Origin of the sequence: Microbacterium sp. Ld4, assembly GCF_045066555.1 — a bacterium.
Taxonomy (GTDB): Bacteria; Actinomycetota; Actinomycetes; order Actinomycetales; family Microbacteriaceae; genus Microbacterium.
Genome location: NZ_JBISHE010000003.1, coordinates 14,606 through 31,212, shown reverse-complemented (window position 1 = coordinate 31,212; position 16,607 = coordinate 14,606). Strand labels below are relative to the sequence as shown.

General features: G+C 69.3%; 12 protein-coding genes. All 12 read left to right on the top strand.

Annotated features, from left to right (window positions below; genetic code table 11):
- Positions 1 to 226: 226 nt before the first annotated feature.
- The 12 genes from ACJJV7_RS01160 (at position 227) to yicI (ending at position 16,544) form a co-directional block, all read left to right on the top strand.
- Positions 227 to 1,543 carry an ABC transporter substrate-binding protein gene (locus ACJJV7_RS01160; protein ID WP_405373070.1) on the top strand — a complete coding sequence of 439 codons (1,317 nt, stop codon included), beginning with the start codon at positions 227 to 229 and terminating at the stop codon, positions 1,541 to 1,543.
- A 14-nt stretch (positions 1,544 to 1,557) separates the two neighbouring features.
- A complete protein-coding gene (locus ACJJV7_RS01155) occupies positions 1,558 to 2,559 on the top strand; it encodes a carbohydrate ABC transporter permease (RefSeq protein ID WP_405373069.1) in 1,002 nt (333 codons plus the stop codon).
- The gene (locus ACJJV7_RS01150; RefSeq protein WP_405373068.1) at positions 2,556 to 3,458 is read left to right on the top strand and encodes a carbohydrate ABC transporter permease; all 903 of its coding nucleotides are present in this window, start codon (positions 2,556 to 2,558) and stop codon (positions 3,456 to 3,458) included. The genes ACJJV7_RS01155 and ACJJV7_RS01150 overlap by 4 nt, the downstream gene beginning before the upstream one ends.
- Positions 3,455 to 5,959, top strand: coding sequence for a glycosyl hydrolase 2 galactose-binding domain-containing protein (locus ACJJV7_RS01145; protein ID WP_405373067.1), 2,505 nt, complete (start codon positions 3,455 to 3,457; stop codon positions 5,957 to 5,959). Before ACJJV7_RS01150 ends, ACJJV7_RS01145 begins: the two co-directional genes overlap by 4 nt.
- A complete protein-coding gene (locus ACJJV7_RS01140; protein ID WP_405373066.1) occupies positions 5,956 to 6,921 on the top strand; it encodes a glycoside hydrolase family 113 in 966 nt (321 codons plus the stop codon). The genes ACJJV7_RS01145 and ACJJV7_RS01140 overlap by 4 nt, the downstream gene beginning before the upstream one ends.
- Positions 6,918 to 7,844: an N-acetylglucosamine kinase gene (locus ACJJV7_RS01135; RefSeq protein WP_405373065.1), complete on the top strand. Its 927-nt coding sequence runs from the start codon at positions 6,918 to 6,920 to the stop codon at positions 7,842 to 7,844. The genes ACJJV7_RS01140 and ACJJV7_RS01135 overlap by 4 nt, the downstream gene beginning before the upstream one ends.
- Positions 7,841 to 9,844, top strand: coding sequence for a beta-galactosidase (locus ACJJV7_RS01130; RefSeq protein WP_405373064.1), 2,004 nt, complete (start codon positions 7,841 to 7,843; stop codon positions 9,842 to 9,844). Before ACJJV7_RS01135 ends, ACJJV7_RS01130 begins: the two co-directional genes overlap by 4 nt.
- Before the next feature lie 120 nt (positions 9,845 to 9,964).
- Positions 9,965 to 10,975 (top strand): LacI family DNA-binding transcriptional regulator, encoded by a 1,011-nt coding sequence (locus tag ACJJV7_RS01125; RefSeq protein WP_405373063.1) that lies wholly within the window; start codon positions 9,965 to 9,967, stop codon positions 10,973 to 10,975.
- 102 nt (positions 10,976 to 11,077) lie between these two features.
- Positions 11,078 to 12,388 carry an ABC transporter substrate-binding protein gene (locus tag ACJJV7_RS01120; protein ID WP_405373062.1) on the top strand — a complete coding sequence of 437 codons (1,311 nt, stop codon included), beginning with the start codon at positions 11,078 to 11,080 and terminating at the stop codon, positions 12,386 to 12,388.
- Between the two features lie 72 nt (positions 12,389 to 12,460).
- Complete coding sequence (locus ACJJV7_RS01115) at positions 12,461 to 13,426, top strand: carbohydrate ABC transporter permease (protein ID WP_405373061.1); 966 nt, start codon at positions 12,461 to 12,463, stop codon at positions 13,424 to 13,426.
- The gene (locus tag ACJJV7_RS01110; RefSeq protein WP_405373083.1) at positions 13,426 to 14,310 is read left to right on the top strand and encodes a carbohydrate ABC transporter permease; all 885 of its coding nucleotides are present in this window, start codon (positions 13,426 to 13,428) and stop codon (positions 14,308 to 14,310) included. Before ACJJV7_RS01115 ends, ACJJV7_RS01110 begins: the two co-directional genes overlap by 1 nt.
- Positions 14,307 to 16,544 (top strand): alpha-xylosidase, encoded by a 2,238-nt coding sequence (gene yicI / locus ACJJV7_RS01105; protein WP_405373060.1) that lies wholly within the window; start codon positions 14,307 to 14,309, stop codon positions 16,542 to 16,544. The genes ACJJV7_RS01110 and yicI overlap by 4 nt, the downstream gene beginning before the upstream one ends.
- Positions 16,545 to 16,607: the final 63 nt, after the last annotated feature.

Here is a 16,607-nt window from a genome sequence, read left to right as displayed (position 1 = left end):
ATAGACATTTCAGAGACATCCCCGTCACCTCATGCAGCGCAGTTGGACCTGAAAACCCAGATCAGCGACATATCGATGAGGAAACTGCGAATCAGGACAGGGAGAGACAGCGCTGACATCGCGCTCTTGTGAGCACCCCGTGACGCGGTTACTGTGAGGCCAATCGGCGAAGACGCCGACCCGCACCCGAGTGGTTTCGAAGACGAACCTGACAGGAGAGGCACCCATGGCACGCACACGGATCATCACCGCCGCGGCGGTATTGACCGTCGCCGGCATCGCCCTTGCCGGCTGCGCCGGCGGTGGCGCGAACAACGCCGCCGAGAACACCATCGACGGAGAAGTGGCAGGCGACATCAAGGTCGTCACCTGGCGCACCGACCTGGTCGAAGACGGCACCTTCCAGAAGTACGCCGACGAGTTCAACAAGAAGTACCCCGACGTCACCGTGACGTTCGAGGGCATCACCGACTACGCGGGCGAGATGCTGACGCGCATGTCGACCACCAACTACGGCGACGTGATCGGCATCCCGGCCATCAAGCCCGAGCAGTACGAGCAGTTCCTCGAGCCGATGGGCGAGACCTCGTCCTTCGAGGACACCTACCGCTTCCTGCCCGCGGCGAGCTTCGGGGGCACCCAGTACGGCATCGCCTTCGGCGGCAACGCCAACGGCGTCGTCTACAACAAGGCCGTGTTCGAGGAGGCCGGGATCACCGACCTTCCCACGACCGAGGACGAGTGGCTCGACACCCTCCAGACGATCGCCGACGAAACCGACGCCGTCCCGCTCTACACGAACTACAAAGACGGCTGGCCGCTCACGCAGAGCTTCGGCAACCTCGGCGTCGTCACCAACGACCCCGACGCGCCGATCACGATGGCCGGCGACAAGGCGCCGTGGACCGAGGGCACCGACATGTACGCGATCGACTCGCTGCTGTACGAATCGGTCGCCGCCGGCTTGACCGAGCCCGACCCGCTCACCACCAACTGGGAGCAGTCCAAGGTCGACCTCGCCACCGGCAAGATCGCGACGATGACCCTCGGATCGTGGGCCATCTCGCAGATGCAGGCCGCGGCCGAGGACAACGGCGGCTCGGCGGACGACATCGGATACATGGCCTTCCCCGCCAACGTCGACGGGACGCAGTACGCCGTCGTCGGCGGCGACTACAACCTCGCGATCAGCAAGCACTCGACGTCGAAGGCCGCCGCGAAGGCGTGGATCGAATGGGTCGTCGCGGACTCCGGGTACACCGAGGCGCAGGGCATGATCTCACCGGTCATCGACAAGCCGCTCCCCGACAACCTCGCCGGGTTCACCGAGGCCGGTGTCGAACTGATGGAGATCAACGCCGCCCCCGCGGGCAAGGAAGGTCTCATCAACTCGATCGCCGACGACTCGCAGATCGATCTCTACGGCCCGATCTACCGGCAGAAGCTCGTCGACACCGCTCGCGGCGCCGCCGACGGCGACAAAGAGGGCTTCTTCGCCGACCTGAACGAGCGCTGGGGCGCATCGGTCGAGAAGCTCGGCTGAGGACGGCGCTGACGATGGCGATCGCTACTCCCGGCTCCGCTCCGGCGGATGCCCCAGCGGTCCTGTCCGCGCCCGTCCGGGCCCGTCGGCTGCGCGGCTCACGCCGCGCGGCCGGCGGCCGCCCGGCCTCCGGGGCGCGGGGGGCCGGCCGCCGCACCCTGCAGCGGCTCACACCGTGGTTCTTCCTCGCGGGAGCCCTCGGTCTCCTGCTGCTGTTCACCTACTGGCCTGCGGTCAACCTGTTCTACTACTCGGTCACCGACTGGGACGGCATCGACCTGACGAAGAACCTCGTCGGCCTCGACAACTACGTCCAGGTGTTCACCGATCCGCGCATCTTCAGCGTGTTCTGGGTGAGCCTCTACTACTTCGTCGCGTCGTTCGCGCAGATGGCCATCGCCCTCTACTTCGCGACGCTCCTGAGCTTCTCGACGAGGTTCTCCTCGCTCTTCCGCGGCATCCTCTTCTTCCCGTACCTCATCAACGGCGTGGCCATCGGCTTCGTCTTCCTCTACCTCTTCCAGCCCGGCGGCACGCTCGACACCGCCCTGTCGTGGTTCGGCCTCGCCGACCCGCCGCAGTGGCTGGGCGACCCCGACGTCGTCAACTGGTCTCTCGCCGGCACCTCGGTGTGGCGCTACACCGGCCTCAACTTCGTGCTCTTCCTCGGCGCGATCCAGTCGATCCCCAAGGAGCTCTACGAAGCGGCCGACCTCGACGGCGCGAACAAGTGGCAGCAGTTCTGGTCGATCATCGCCCCCGGCATCCGCCGCATCATCGGACTGTCGTTCATCCTCGCCATCGCCGGCAGCCTGTCGGTGTTCGAGGTGCCGTTCATCATGACCGGCGGCGCGAACGGCTCGGCGACCTTCGTCATCCAGACGCTGCAGACCGCGTTCTCCTTCCGGCAGGTCGGTCTCGCCTCGGCGATGGCCGTCGTGCTCCTCCTCATCGTGCTGGTGGTCACCTTCGTCCAGCGGCGCGTGTTCCCCGACGAGAAGGTCGACCTGACATGACCGCGACACTCGCCCCCACGGGCCCGGCGACGACGCCGCGCCACCCGCGCCGGGTCTCCGGCCGCACGCCGCTCCAGCGCTTCGGCAGCATGAGCGCCACGACCGCGAAGTACACGAGCCTCGTCATCGCCGCCGTGGTGACCCTCCTCCCCCTGTCGGTGCTCGTCTTCGCGAGCATGAAGAGCTCGAGCGAGTACGCGACGACGGGCCCCTTCGACCCGCCCTCGAACTGGCTCAATTTCGACAACTTCGTGACCGCCTTCACGAGCGGCAAGATGCTCGACGGGTTCATCAACACCTCGATCGTCCTGGCGGTCTCGCTGGTCGGGACCATCGCGATCGGCACGATGGCGGCCTACGCCCTCGACCGGTTCGAGTTCCGCGGCAAGAAGATCGTCATGGCGCTGTTCCTGCTCGCGACGCTCATCCCGGGCGTGACCAGCCAGGTGGCGACCTTCCAGCTCGTGAACGGCCTCGGCCTCTACGACACGAAGGCCGCGCTGATCCTGCTGTTCATGGGCACGGACATCATCGCGATCTACCTCTTCATCCAGTTCATGCAGTCGATCCCGATCTCGCTGGACGAGGCGGCCATGATCGACGGCGCGAACCGGTGGACCATCTACTGGCGGGTCGTGCTGCCGCTGCTGCGTCCCGCGATCGCGACGGTCGTGATCATCAAGGGGATCGCCGTCTACAACGAGTTCTACGCGCCGTTCCTCTACCTGCCGTCCGAGGGCATGATCTCCACCTCCCTCTTCCGTTTCAAGGGCCCCTTCGGCGCGCAGTGGGAGGTGATCGCCGCCGGGACGCTGGTCGTCATCATCCCGACGCTGGTCGCCTTCCTGCTGCTGCAGCGATGGATCTACCAGGGCCTCACCTCAGGAGCAGTCAAGTGACCCACCTCTCCCGCCGCCCCCTGACCGAGGGGTGGACCGTCCGCGCCGCCTCCGGCCCGGCCCCCGCAGACATAGCCGAGGCCGTGATCCCCGCGGCCGTGCCCGGCTGCGTCCACGTCGACCTGCTGGATGCGGATCTGATCCCCGACCCCTACCAGGGCGTGAACGAGGCCCTCCTGGCCTGGATCGGGCTCGTCGACTGGACGTACCGGACCACCTTCGACTGGAGCCCGGACGGCCACGACCGCCAGGACCTCGTGTTCGACGGTCTCGACACGGTCGCCACGATCCGCGTGAACGGCCAGGTCGTGGGAGAGGTCGCCAATCAGCACCGCTCCTACCGTTTCGACGTCACCGCCCTGCTCCAGGAGGGGTCCAACGACCTCGAGGTCGCCTTCCGCGCACCGGTCCCCTACGCGAACGGGGCCAGCGTGGAGCTCGGCGTGCGTCCCCGCCCGTACGGACTGCCCTACGAGGCGATCCGGAAGTCCGCGTGCAGCTTCGGCTGGGACTGGGGCATCGCGACCTACACGAGCGGCATCTGGAAGCCCGTGCACCTCGAGTCGTGGTCGACGGCCCGCATCGCGGAAGCACGCGTCGTCGCCACCCCCGACGGCGCCGGCGGAACGGTCCGTGTCGATCTCCGCGTCGAACGAGCGGATGCCGGTGCCGCGCCGCTGAGCGCGCGGCTCGTCGTCAGCGGCCCCGGGATCGACCCGTCGCAGGTCGCCGGCGCGCCGGTCACCGGCGACGAGCAGCGGATCGAGCTCGATCTGACGAGCGTCGAGCGGTGGTGGCCGGCCGGCTACGGCGAGCAGCCGCTGTACGTCGTCGATGTCGTCCTCGAGGGCGCCGACGGCGCTGCGCTCCACGCGACCGGAAGCCGCGTGGGCTTCCGCACCCTCCACTGGGACACCGAGCCGGATGAGGCGGGCACGCCCTACACCCTGGTCGTCAACGACCAGCCCGTCTTCGTCAAGGGCGCCAACTGGATTCCCGACGACGCCCTGCCCGTGCGCGTCGACCGGGGCCGTTACGGCCGGCGGCTCCGCCAGGCCCGCGCGGCGCACCTCAACCTGATCCGGGTCTGGGGCGGCGGCATCTACGAGAGCGACGATTTCTACGACCTCTGCGATGAGCTCGGCCTGCTGGTGTGGCAGGACTTCCTCTTCGCCTGCGCGGCGTACCCCGAGGAGGAGCCGCTCCGTTCCGAGATCGTCGCGGAGGCGAGGGAGAACACGGTCCGCCTCGCTCCGCACGCCTCGCTCGCGCAGCTGGTCGGCAACAACGAGAACCTGTGGGGGTACGAGGACTGGGGCTGGAAGCTCCGCCTCGACGGCAAGACGTGGGGCGCCGCCTACTACTACGACCTGCTGCCGGCGATCGTCGCCGAGGTGGCCCCGCACGTGCCGTACTCGCCCGGGAGCCCGTTCAGCCCTGGCGCGGGGTGGGATGCCGGGACTCGTGAGCAGACCGGCGCACACCCCAACGACGAGCAGCACGGCAGCATGCACCTGTGGGAGCAGTGGAACCGGCTCGACTGGCCGACCTACCGCGACCACACGCCGCGGTTCGTCGCTGAGTTCGGCTGGCAGGCGCCGCCCACCTGGACGACCCTCCGCGACGCGCTCGACGACGACCCGCTGACTCCCGAGTCGCCGGGGATGATCGTCCACCAGAAGGCCATGGAGGGGAACGTCAAGCTGTCCAATGGGCTGCTCCCCCACTTCCGTCAGCCCGAGGACATGGAGACGTGGCACTGGGCGATGCAGCTCAACCAGGCGCTCGCGGTGGGCGCGGCGCTCGATCACTTCCGGTCGTGGGCACCGCACACCATGGGGGCGATCGTCTGGCAGCTGAACGACTGCTGGCCGGTGACCTCGTGGGCGGCGATCGACGGCGAAGAGCGGCCGAAGCCGCTCTTCCACGCGCTGCGGAACGCGTTCGCACCGCGGGTCGTGACGATCCAGCCGCGCGGTGACGTGCTCGTCGCCGTGCTGGGAAACGACACCGCGGATGCATGGGAGACCACGCTCCGGGTGCGCCGACTCGGCTTCACCGGCGAGAGCCGCGCCGAGACGACCGCCCCGGTGTCGGTACCGCCGCGCGGTTCGCTCGCCGTCGAGATCGACGCATCGGTCGCCGTCACCGGTGACCCCGCCACGGAGGTCCTCGTCGCCGATGCCGGCGACACGCGAGGCCTCTGGTACTTCGCCGAACCGCGAAACAGTGGGCTCGGCGATCCGGGGCTCACGCTCGAGGTCCGGGCGGTCGCAGGCGGCACCGAGGTCACGCTGACGGCGGCAGGCCTCGCCCGCGACGTGACCCTGCTGGTCGACAAGGTGCATCCCGACGCCCATGCGGAGGAGGGCCTGATGACCCTGCTGCCCGGCGAGAGCCGCACGGTGGTCGTCCGGCATCCGTCGGGAGCGCCGCTCGATGCCGCGGCGCTCTCGGATCCGCGGGTGCTGCGCTCGGCGAACCAGCTGGTGACCCGATGACGGCATTCGCCGCACCGGTGTGCGGCATGACGTGGGGCTGGACAGGGGTGCGCGGCACCTGGGCGACCCCGGAGGCATCCGCATCGCTCGACGCGATGGCCGATCACGCCGTCACCTGGACGGCGCTCTCGTACGCCGCCGTGCAGGCGACCGCGTTCTCCACCGAGATCCCCTTCGATGCCGAGCCGACCGTCACGGACGACGAGATCGTCTGGGCGATCCGCGCCGCCCACGAGCGCGGCATGAAGGTGTGCCTCAAGCCGGTCGTCAACGTGGCCGATGGCACCTGGCGCGCCTTCATCGGCTTCTTCGACTGGGACGTCCCGGGCGAGCCGAGCTGGACCGACTGGTTCGCCTCGTACCGCGCCTTCATCCTGCACGCCGCCCGCATCGCGGAGACCGAGGGCTGCGCGATGCTCTGCGTCGGGTGCGAGATGGTGCGCGCCGACGGACAGGACTCGCACTGGCGTGATCTCATCCGCGAGGTGCGCGAGGTCTACTCGGGCCTCGTCACCTACAACTGCGACAAGTACCAGGAAGATCGCGTGACCTGGTGGGACGCCGTCGACGTGGTCTCCTCGAGCGGGTACTACCCGATCGACCGGTGGGAGGAGAACCTCGACCGCATCGAGGCGGTCGTCACCGCGACGGGCAAGCCCTTCGTCTTCCTCGAGGCGGGCTGTCCCTCCCGCGAGGGGTCGCCCGCGAGGCCGAACGACTGGCAGCTCGCCGGAGCACCGTCGGGCGAGGCTCAGTTCGAGTACTACCGGACCATGTTCGACGCCTGCGCGGGCCGCGACTGGGTGTCGGGCTTCTTCCTCTGGGACTGGCCCGCCCGGCTCTACGACGCGTCCGACGCGGCCGCGTCGGACGACTACTGTCCCTATGGGAAACCCGCCGGGACACTGATGCGCGAGCACTATCGCGCGCTCACTCTCGCCGCCACCGAAGGAGAACGATGAGCGCGCGCCGCGTGCTGGCCATCGATGCCGGCCAGAGTGACATCAAGGTGCGAGTGGATGCCGGCGGTCACCGCCGGGACCTGTCGTTCCACGGCATCCACACCGGCGTGCCCCTGCTCCCCCAGCTCGCCCAGGTCGTCCGCGACACCCTCGAGCGCACCGGCGACGGGGTCGATGTCGTGACGGCGGGGATCTCAGGCCTGACCGATCGAGACTCGGATGCCGGCGAACTGCTCTCGCTCGTCGACGACCGCGGCGTGCGGGCGACGATGCTCGCGCACGATTCGACCACATCGTTCCTCGGCGCCCTCGGCGACCGCCACGGCGCAGTCGTCGCGGCCGGCACGGGCGTCGTCACGCTCGCGGTCGGGGCCAGCGCGATCGCCCGGGTCGACGGCTGGGGCTGGATCATGGGCGATGCCGGCAGCGGCTACTGGATCGGCCGTGAGGCCCTCGACGCGGTCATGCGCGCGTACGACGGTCGCGGCCCTGCGACGGCCCTGACCGCTGCCGCGCTCTCACGCTGGCCCGATCTGTCGCAGGCCTACATGGCCCTGCAGGCCGACCACGATCGGGTCCGCGTGGTCGCCGGACTCGCGCGCGAGGTCGCCGCGGCGGCGTCCGCCGGCGATGGCGTCGCGCTCGAGATCTCGGCCCGCGCGGCGCGGGAGCTCGCCCGGAGCGCCCGCACCGCGATCGAACGGGTCCGCACCGATGAGGAGGAGTTCGCGGTGTGCGCGATCGGCGGCGTCTTCGGCTCCCCCGCGCTCGCCGCCGCCTTCGACGCCGCGGTGCACGAGGGCACGAGCGGCATCCGGCTCGTCACACCGTCCGGCGTCGGGATCGACGGGGCGCTCGCGCTCGCCGATCTCGCGGTCGGTCACCCGCTCGGCTCGGCGGTGCACCGCGCGGGCGCCGCATGACCGCGCGCCTCCTGTTCGGCGGCGACTACAACCCGGAGCAGTGGGACGAGTCGGTCTGGCGCGACGACATCACGCTCATGCGCGACGCCCACGTCACGACCGTCACCCTGGGGGTGTTCTCGTGGGCCTTCCTCGAGGTCGACGACGACGTGTGGGACTGGGAGTGGTTCGACCGCGTCATCGGGATGCTGTCGGATGCCGGTATCGGCATAGACCTGGCGACGCCCACCGCCGCACCCCCGCGATGGCTGCAGCAGCGCCACCCCGAGATCCTCCCCGTCGACCGTCGCGGCATCCGCTTCTTCCCCGGCGGACGTCTCGGCTGGTGCCCGAGCGTGCCGGTGTGGCAGGAGTACTCGACGCGCATCGCGCGCGCCCTCGGCGCACGATACGGCCGGCACCCTGCCGTGACGATGTGGCACGTCGGCAACGAACTCGGCGGCGGCAACCGTCTCTGCTACTGCGAGCATTCCAGCGCCGCATTCCGCGAATGGGTCCGTGAGCGGTACGACGACATCGAGGCTGTGAACCACGCCTGGGGGACGGCATTCTGGGGGCTGCGATACCGAGACTTCGAGGACATCGCCGCGCCGTCGGCGAGCGAGGCGGGGCACAACCCGTCGCTCCTCCTCGCGTTCGACCGGTTCTCTTCCGATGCCCTCGGCGACCAGTACCGTCGCGAGCGCGACGCCCTCCGCGAGGCGGGGGCGACGGCCCCCATCACGACCAACCTGATGCTCACGGTGGGCGGCAGCGTCGCCGACTATGCCGATTGGCTTCCCGACCTCGACGTCGTCGCGATCGATCACTACACCCACGCGGCCGACCCGCATCGGGAGCGCGAACTCGCCTTCGTCGCCTCGAGGGCGCGGGGGCTCGACCGCACCCGCCCCTGGCTGCTGATGGAGCACGCCGCGGGCGCGGTGAACTGGCAGGAGCGGAACCGGCCGAAGGCTCCCGGCGAGATGATCCGCCACAGCCTGCAGCACATCGCCCACGGCTCCGACGGTGCGCTCTTCTTCCAGTGGCGGGCCTCCGCCACCGGCGCCGAGCAGTTCCACTCCGCGATGGTCCCGCATGCCGGAGCGGACACCCGGCAGTGGCGCGAGGTCGTCGAGCTGGGCGGCATCCTCGAACGCATCCGCGAGACGGCGGGGAGCCTCGTGGCGCCGGGCCGCACCGCGATCGTCGCCGACATCCCCGCCAACTGGGCCTGGGAAGAGGGACAGAAGCCCCTGAACGGCTACCCGATCGAGAGGTCGGGACGTCGATGGCACGACGCGCTGTCCTCCCGGGGCCTCGTGCCCGATGTGGTGCCCGCTCGCACCGAGCTCGACGGGTACGACCTGATCGTCGTGCCCGGCCTGTACGCCGTGGACGACTCCTTCGCCCCTCGGCTGCACGCGGCCGCGGAGCGAGGGGCGACCGTCGTCGTCGGGCACCTGTCGGGCATCGTCGACGCCGAGAACCGCGTCCGGCTCGGCGGGTACCCGGGCGCCTTCCGTGACCTGCTCGGGGTCGTGAGCGAGGAGTTCCATCCCCTGCTCGCCGACGAGCGGGTGGTGCTCACGTCCGGCGCGGTCGTGGCGGATTGGGCCGAGCGACTGCGGCCGGCGAGCGCGGAGATTCAGGATGCCTACGCGTCGGGGCCGCTGACCGGCCTCGCGGCCATCACGAGACGCGCCGTCGGCGAGGGCAGCGCCTGGTACGTGTCGGCGGACGTCGCCGAAGGCTTCGCCGCCGTCGTGGACCAGGTCGTCGCGGACGCCGGCGTCGACGCCGACGTCCCCGTCGTCCCCGACGTGGAGGCCGTGAGGCGCGTCGGCAGCGACGCATCGTGGCTCTTCCTCATCAACCACTCGGACGCCCCGGCCGAGGTGCCCGCGACGGGCGTCGACCTGGTCGGCGGAGGCGATGCCGGCGCGACCGTCACCCTTGCCCCGGGGGGCGTGGCGGTCATCCGCGAGGCGGCCGGGCACGAACGCGCACCAGTTTGTTGACATCTCCGACAAAAGTCTTGCGGGGCGACACAGCGCGGGCTTATGCTCGCGTCGAAGCGCTTCGAGAACGGGTTTCGACCCGGACGGCCGAGTCGCAGACGATCCGACGATGAGGTTGAGATGGCGAGAATCGATGAGGTGGCCGCAGCAGCCGGCGTCTCCATCAGCACCGTCTCGTACGCCCTGAGCGGCAAGCGCTCGATCTCGCCCGACACGCGTAAACGCGTGGAGGACGCCGCAGCCCGGCTCGGCTACGAGCCGCACGCCGGCGCCCGGGCGCTCGCGGGACGCCGCACCCAGATCTTCGCGCTCACCGAGCCGCTCCGCGCCGACACCCACGCCCCGACCCACATGGCGTTCGTGCTCGCCGCGTCGGTCGCGGCCCGTCGGCGCGACTACGACATCCTGCTCCTGACCGACGAGGAGGCATCGAAGGGGATGCGCCGCGTCGCGGCCAGCGACCTCGTCGACGCCGTCCTCGTGCTCGATGTCGCCCCCGACGACGCCCGGGTCGAGATCGCGCGGTCGATCCGCATTCCCACAGTATTCATCGGCATCCCCGACGACCACGCCGGGCTCGACTGCGTCGACCTCGACTTCGAGGGTGCCGCCGCGCGCGCCGTCGATGTCCTCGCCGACGCCGGACACACCTCGATCGCCGTGATCGGGCAGGCGGCGTTGACCTACCGCACCTCCAACTTCCCCCCGCGTCTGCGCGCCGGTGTCGCGGCGCAGGCCGCCGCCCGCGGACTCACGCAGACGTTCGCCGTCAGCGGCGAGACGACGACAGACCTGGCAGCGGTGACCGCCGCGGCCGCGGCTGCGCTCGACGGCGGGGCCACCGGCATCCTGATCCACGCCGCCGAGGACGTGCACGAGGCCGTCCTGGCCGTCCTCTCCTCCCGGGGCCTGACCGTCGGGCGCGATGTGTCGCTCATCTCCGTCGCCACGAGCTTCGACGAGTCGCGGCTCGGCATCCCGATCGACACCATCCCTCTGGTCCCTTCCGCCTCGTGCGACGTGGCGGTCGAGCTCGCGCTCGCCCGCCTGGATGATCCGGCGCGGGAACCGGTCGTCCACCTGGTGGCTCCCGAATACCGCGCGGTCGGATCGGTCGGTTCACGGCCATGACCGTCACATCCGGCCTTTCGCAGGCCGCCCGTCGAAGCGCTTCGACAGATTTGCCCACAAGAGAAATCGACCGTCCTGGTCACTGAGAAAGGAGTGCCGACGATGGCACGCATGACACGACGCACCGCGGTTCTGACCGCAGTCGCCTCGCTCTCCGCCGCAGGGCTCGCATTGAGCGGGTGCGCGGGAGGAGGGTCCCCCGAATCGGGTGGCGACGGCGAGACGCTCCGACTCTGGCACTACGAGGGAGCCGACAGCGCGATGGGGAAGGCCTGGGCCGAAGCCATCACGATCTTCGAAGAGGAGACGGGCGCCACAGTCGAGTTCGAGGAGAAGTCGTTCGAGCAGATCCAGAAGACCGCCAGCCAGGTGCTCGACACGGATGCCGCCCCCGACCTCATGGAGTTCAACAAGGGCAACGCGACCGCCGGATTCCTCGCGAGCACCGGACTGATCGCCGACATCTCGGACGCCGTCGAGGAGCACGGCTGGGCCGACAAGCTCGCACCGTCGCTCCAGACGACCGCCAAGTACAGCGACGAGGGCGTCATGGGCGGGGACACCTGGTACGGCATCCCGAACTACGGCGAGTTCGTGGGTGTGTACTACAACCTCGACGCATTCGAGGAGGCGGGCCTCGAGGTCCCCACCACCTACGACGAGTTCGTCGACGTCCTCGACGCTTTCGTCGCTCAGGGCGTGACCCCGTTGGCCGAGGCCGGCGCCGAGTACCCGCTCGGCCAGCTCTGGTACCAGCTCGCCCTCTCGCAGGCCGACCGCTCCTTCGTCGACGACTACCAGCTCTACGAGAACCCGGTCGACTGGAGCGGACCGGAGGTCACCTACGCGACCGAGACGCTCGCCGACTACGTCGACAAGGGCTACATCGCGAAGGACGTCTCCTCGGTGAAGGCAGAGGATGCCGGAGTGTCGTTCATCAACGGCACCTCGCCGATCTTCGTGTCGGGTTCGTGGTGGTACGGCCGGTTCGTCGAGGAGGCGACCGGATTCGACTGGACGCTCGGCGCCTTCCCCGAGTCGACTCTCTCGCTCGGATCCTCCGGCAACCTCTGGGTGGTCCCGGCCAACGCCGCGAACGCCGACCTCGCCTACGAGTTCATCGACATCACGATGCGCCCCGAGATCCAGGCCATCATCGGCAACAGCGGCGGCGTCCCCGTCGCCGCGGACCCCGCCGACATCACGGACGAGAAGAGCAGCGAGCTCATCGAGACATTCAACGGGATCCTCGAGGACGACGGTCTGTCGTTCTACCCGGACTGGCCCGCGCCCGGCTTCTACGACGTCCTCGTCCAGGAGCTGCAGGGCCTCGTGACCGGCGCGCAGGATGCCGCCGCGACGGCGACGGCACTCGGCGAGCAGTACGACGAGGGCACTGCGGACTTCCGCTGACCCGCCCGTTCTCGGTCCGACAGGAGGGGCGGCGATCACCGCCGCCCCTCCCCCACCCCTGGAGCCCCTGACATGACCGTCACCGCCACGCGCGCACTGCGCATCGCTCTTCCCCCCGAAGAGCCCTCGATCCCCCAACGGGGGAAAGGGACAGCCGGGTACTGGCTGTACCTCCTGCCGGGATTCGTGCTGCTCCTGGTGATCGTCATCGTCCCCCTGATCTGGAACCTCTTCCTCACCTTCACCGACTGGCGCGGCGTCGGCGATCCCGAGATCGTCGGGCTCGAGAACTGGGCGAAGATCCTCACCGACGACGACTTCTGGACGTCGTTCGCCAACTCGGTGTGGATGGTCCTCGCGATGGTCGTCCTGCCCACGCTCATCGGACTGTTCGTCGCGGCGGCGCTCTTCGACGTCATCGGACGCAAGTTCGGCGGTCGCATCGCCAGCTTCCTCCGCGCCACCTACTACCTGCCGCAGATCCTCCCCGTCGCCGTCGCCGGCATCGTGATCGGCTGGATCGTGCGCCCCGGCGGAGACGGCGCCCTCAACCAGATGCTCGCGTCCGTCGGGCTCGGTCCCGTCGACTGGCTCGGTCAGATGCCGTCGGCTCTGCTCGTGCTGATGGCGGTGCTCGTCTGGGTGCAGATCGGCTATCCCGTCGTCGTGTTCATGGCGGCCCTCCAGCGCGTCGACCCCGAGCTGTACGAGGCCGCCGAGCTCGACGGAGCCAACTGGGGCCAGCGGTTCACCGCGATCACGATGAGCATCATCCGACCCGAGATCTTCGTCGTGACACTCACGTGCACGATCGCGGCGCTCAAAGTCTTCGGCCCGGTGTACGTCATCACCCGCGGCGGGCCGGCGGGCGCGACCCTCGTCCCCGCCTACTACGCCTACCAGGAGTTCTTCACCAAGCGGAACGTGGGCTACGGCGCCACCATCGCGACGGTCCTCACGATCGTCGTCGTGATCGTGTCCATCGTGTTCGTCCGCGTGCAGAACTCCCTCGAACGCAAAGAAAGGGCGGGCCTGTGATGGCGACCACGCTGCTTCCTCCCGCCTCGGCACGCACCGCGCGCCCGCGCGGCGGGATGACCCGGAAGACGGGCCGCGACTGGCTCGTGATCGGCCTCGTCGGCATCGGGGCGCTGGCGGTGATCGCGCCGTTCTACCTCGTGCTCGTCAACTCGTTCAAGTCGCCCGTCGACTACGCCACCTCGGGCCCGCTCGCCTTCCCCGAAGCGCTCGACTTCACCGGCATCCAGAAGTTCTGGGAACGGGTGAACTTCCCCGAGAAGGTGTGGAACTCGATACTCATCTCCGGCGTCGTGGCCGTCCTCGCCGTCCTGATCTCGATGCTGAACGCGTTCGCCATCGGCATCGGACGCGTGCGGGGGCGCACATCGATCGTCCTGCTCTTCCTGCTGGCGAACCTGCTCCCCCAGGAGGCGCTGCTCTACCCGCTCTATTACATGTTCAAGGAGATCGGGCTCTACGACAGCGTCTGGTCCGTCATCATCATCTTCACCGTGATCCAGGCGGCGTTCGGCACCTACCTGCTGTCGTCCGTGTACGGCACGTTCCCCAAGGAGGTCCTCGAAGCGGCATCCCTCGACGGCGCGAGCCGCTGGCAGATCCTTTGGCGGGTCGTGTTCCCCATCAGCCGGCCCACGCTCTCGGTGCTGCTCATCTTCTTCTTCATCTGGACCTGGAACGAGTTCCTGATCCCGCTCACCTTCCTCGCCTCCAACGCCAACCAGACCGTGCCGGTCGCGATCAGCGTGCTGCAGGGCGACCGGCTCATGGACGTCACCACGACGAGCGCCTCGGCGCTTCTCGGCATCATCCCCACCCTCATCTTCTTCCTCATCTTCCAGCGCACCCTCACGCGCGGCATCACCGCAGGAGCAGTCAAATGAAGTTCACCGATGGTTTCTGGCAGCTGCGCCCCGGCGTCAGCCCTCTGTTCGCCCAGGAGGCGTACGACGTCGAGACCGGCAGCCACCCGCTCGACGGCGAGGCGATCGTGGTCACGGCGACGACGGCCGTGATCACCTCGCGCGGCGACACCCTCAACCGGCCCGTGCTGACGGCCACCCTCTCCTCTCCGCTGGCCGGTGTCGTGCGCGTGCGGATCGAGCGCCACACCGGCCGCCGCGGGCACAGCGGTTTCGACCTGCCCGGTGCCGTCCCCGGCGGCGCCGGACAGGCATCCGTCACGGCCGGAGCGGGAACCCTGGTCACGGGCGGGCTCACCGCGCGCATCGCCGAGGGCGCCCCGTGGGACCTCGCGTTCGAGGTCGACGGCACGCGCATCACCGGCAGCGGCTTCCGCGCACCGGCCTGGTTCGGTGTCGCGGACGACGCGCAGGTCGACTCCGGCATCGCCGGAGAGCGCGAGACCGGCATGGACCTCCCCCGTGCGGCGAGCTACGTCCGCGAGCAGCTCGACCTCGGAGTGGGCGAGCTCGTCTACGGACTCGGCGAGCGCTTCGGACCGCTCGTGAAGAACGGTCAGACGGTGGAGATCTGGAACGCCGACGGCGGCACCTCCAGCGAGCAGGCCTACAAGAACGTGCCCTTCTACCTCTCGAGCGCCGGATACGGCGTGCTCGTGAACGACCCCGGCCACGTGTCGTTCGAGGTCGGCTCCGAGGCGGTCGAGCGCGTGCAGTTCTCGGTGTCGGGCGAAGCGCTCGAGTACTTCGTGTTCGCGGGGCCCACCCCCAAGGACGTGCTGTCGCGCTACACCGGCCTCACCGGACGGCCGCCCGTGGTGCCCGCCTGGTCGTACGGTCTGTGGCTGTCGACGAGCTTCACGACCGACTACGACGAGGCGACCGTCACCGGCTTCGTCGAGGAGATGGCCCGGCGCGAGCTGCCGGTGTCGGTGTTCCACTTCGACTGCTTCTGGATGCGCGAGTTCAACTGGTGCGACTTCGAGTGGGACCCCCGCGTCTTCCCCGACCCCGACGGGATGCTGGAGCGCCTCCATGCGAAGGACTTGCGGGTGTCGGTGTGGATCAACCCCTACATCGCGCAGCGGTCACCGCTGTTCGCAGAGGCGGCCGCGGCCGGGTACCTCGTGCGCCGTCCGGACGGCGACGTGTGGCAGTGGGACAAGTGGCAGGCGGGCATGGGGCTCGTCGACTTCACGAATCCCGACGCCACCTCCTGGTACCAGAGCAAGCTGCAGACGCTGATCGACCAGGGCGTCGACTGCTTCAAGACCGACTTCGGCGAGCGGATCCCGGTCGACGTGGTGTGGGCCGACGGGTCCGACCCGGAGCGGATGCACAACCTCTACACCCAGCTCTACAACCGCGCCGTCCATGACGTCCTCGTCGCCGCGCGCGGTGAGGGCGATGCCGTGCTCTTCGCCCGGTCGGCCACGGCGGGCGGACAGCAGATGCCCGTCCACTGGGGTGGCGACAACACCTCGACCTTCCCCTCGATGGCCGAGACCCTCCGCGGCGGGCTGTCACTCGCGTTCAGCGGCTTCGCCCACTGGAGTCACGACATCGGCGGGTTCGAGGGAACGCCCGACCCGACCGTCTACAAGCGCTGGACGGCCTTCGGCCTGCTCAGCACGCACAGCCGCTTCCACGGATCGAGCTCGTACCGGGTGCCGTGGAACTTCGATGAGGAGGCCGTGGAGGTCACCCGCCGCTTCACCCACCTGAAGATGCGGCTCATGCCGTACCTCTACCAGGTGGGGATCGACGCTGCCGCCACGGGTGTGCCGGTGTTCCGTCCGATGCAGCTGGAGTTCCCCGACGATCCGGCCGTCCTCCACCTCGACCGCCAGTTCATGCTCGGCGGGGAGCTGCTGGTCGCGCCGGTGATGTCACCCGACGGCACGGTCGACGTCTACCTGCCCGAGGGCACCTGGACGCACCTGCTCACCGGCGAGACCGTCGAGGGGGGCCGCTGGCGGCGGGAGCAGCATGACGTGTTCTCCCTGCCCCTGTACGCCCGGGCCGGGGCGGTCATCCCGTGGGGCGCTCGCACCGACCGCCCCGACTACGACTACCTCGACGGCCTGCAGCTGCGGGTTTTCTCGGGAGGGCAGGGCGACCGGCAGGTCACGGTGACCACGCCGGAGGGACGGTCGGAGACGTTCGAGGTCTCCCTGGCCGAGGTCACCGGCTGACCTGACACCGCGCCCGATACGACGGATGCCGGGACCCGAGCACATGGCTCGGTCCCGGCATCC

What these genes read in the sequence shown, in the direction of transcription:
- ACJJV7_RS01110 (WP_405373083.1), top strand. Translation starts at nt 13,426, where the DNA reads ATGGCGACCACGCTGCTTCCTCCCGCCTCGGCACGCACCGCGCGCCCG.
- ACJJV7_RS01125 (WP_405373063.1), top strand. Translation starts at nt 9,965, where the DNA reads ATGGCGAGAATCGATGAGGTGGCCGCAGCAGCCGGCGTCTCCATCAGC.
- ACJJV7_RS01140 (WP_405373066.1), top strand. Translation starts at nt 5,956, where the DNA reads ATGACGGCATTCGCCGCACCGGTGTGCGGCATGACGTGGGGCTGGACA.
- ACJJV7_RS01135 (WP_405373065.1), top strand. Translation starts at nt 6,918, where the DNA reads ATGAGCGCGCGCCGCGTGCTGGCCATCGATGCCGGCCAGAGTGACATC.
- ACJJV7_RS01120 (WP_405373062.1), top strand. Translation starts at nt 11,078, where the DNA reads ATGGCACGCATGACACGACGCACCGCGGTTCTGACCGCAGTCGCCTCG.
- ACJJV7_RS01130 (WP_405373064.1), top strand. Translation starts at nt 7,841, where the DNA reads ATGACCGCGCGCCTCCTGTTCGGCGGCGACTACAACCCGGAGCAGTGG.
- yicI (WP_405373060.1), top strand. Translation starts at nt 14,307, where the DNA reads ATGAAGTTCACCGATGGTTTCTGGCAGCTGCGCCCCGGCGTCAGCCCT.
- ACJJV7_RS01150 (WP_405373068.1), top strand. Translation starts at nt 2,556, where the DNA reads ATGACCGCGACACTCGCCCCCACGGGCCCGGCGACGACGCCGCGCCAC.
- ACJJV7_RS01160 (WP_405373070.1), top strand. Translation starts at nt 227, where the DNA reads ATGGCACGCACACGGATCATCACCGCCGCGGCGGTATTGACCGTCGCC.
- ACJJV7_RS01155 (WP_405373069.1), top strand. Translation starts at nt 1,558, where the DNA reads ATGGCGATCGCTACTCCCGGCTCCGCTCCGGCGGATGCCCCAGCGGTC.
- ACJJV7_RS01115 (WP_405373061.1), top strand. Translation starts at nt 12,461, where the DNA reads ATGACCGTCACCGCCACGCGCGCACTGCGCATCGCTCTTCCCCCCGAA.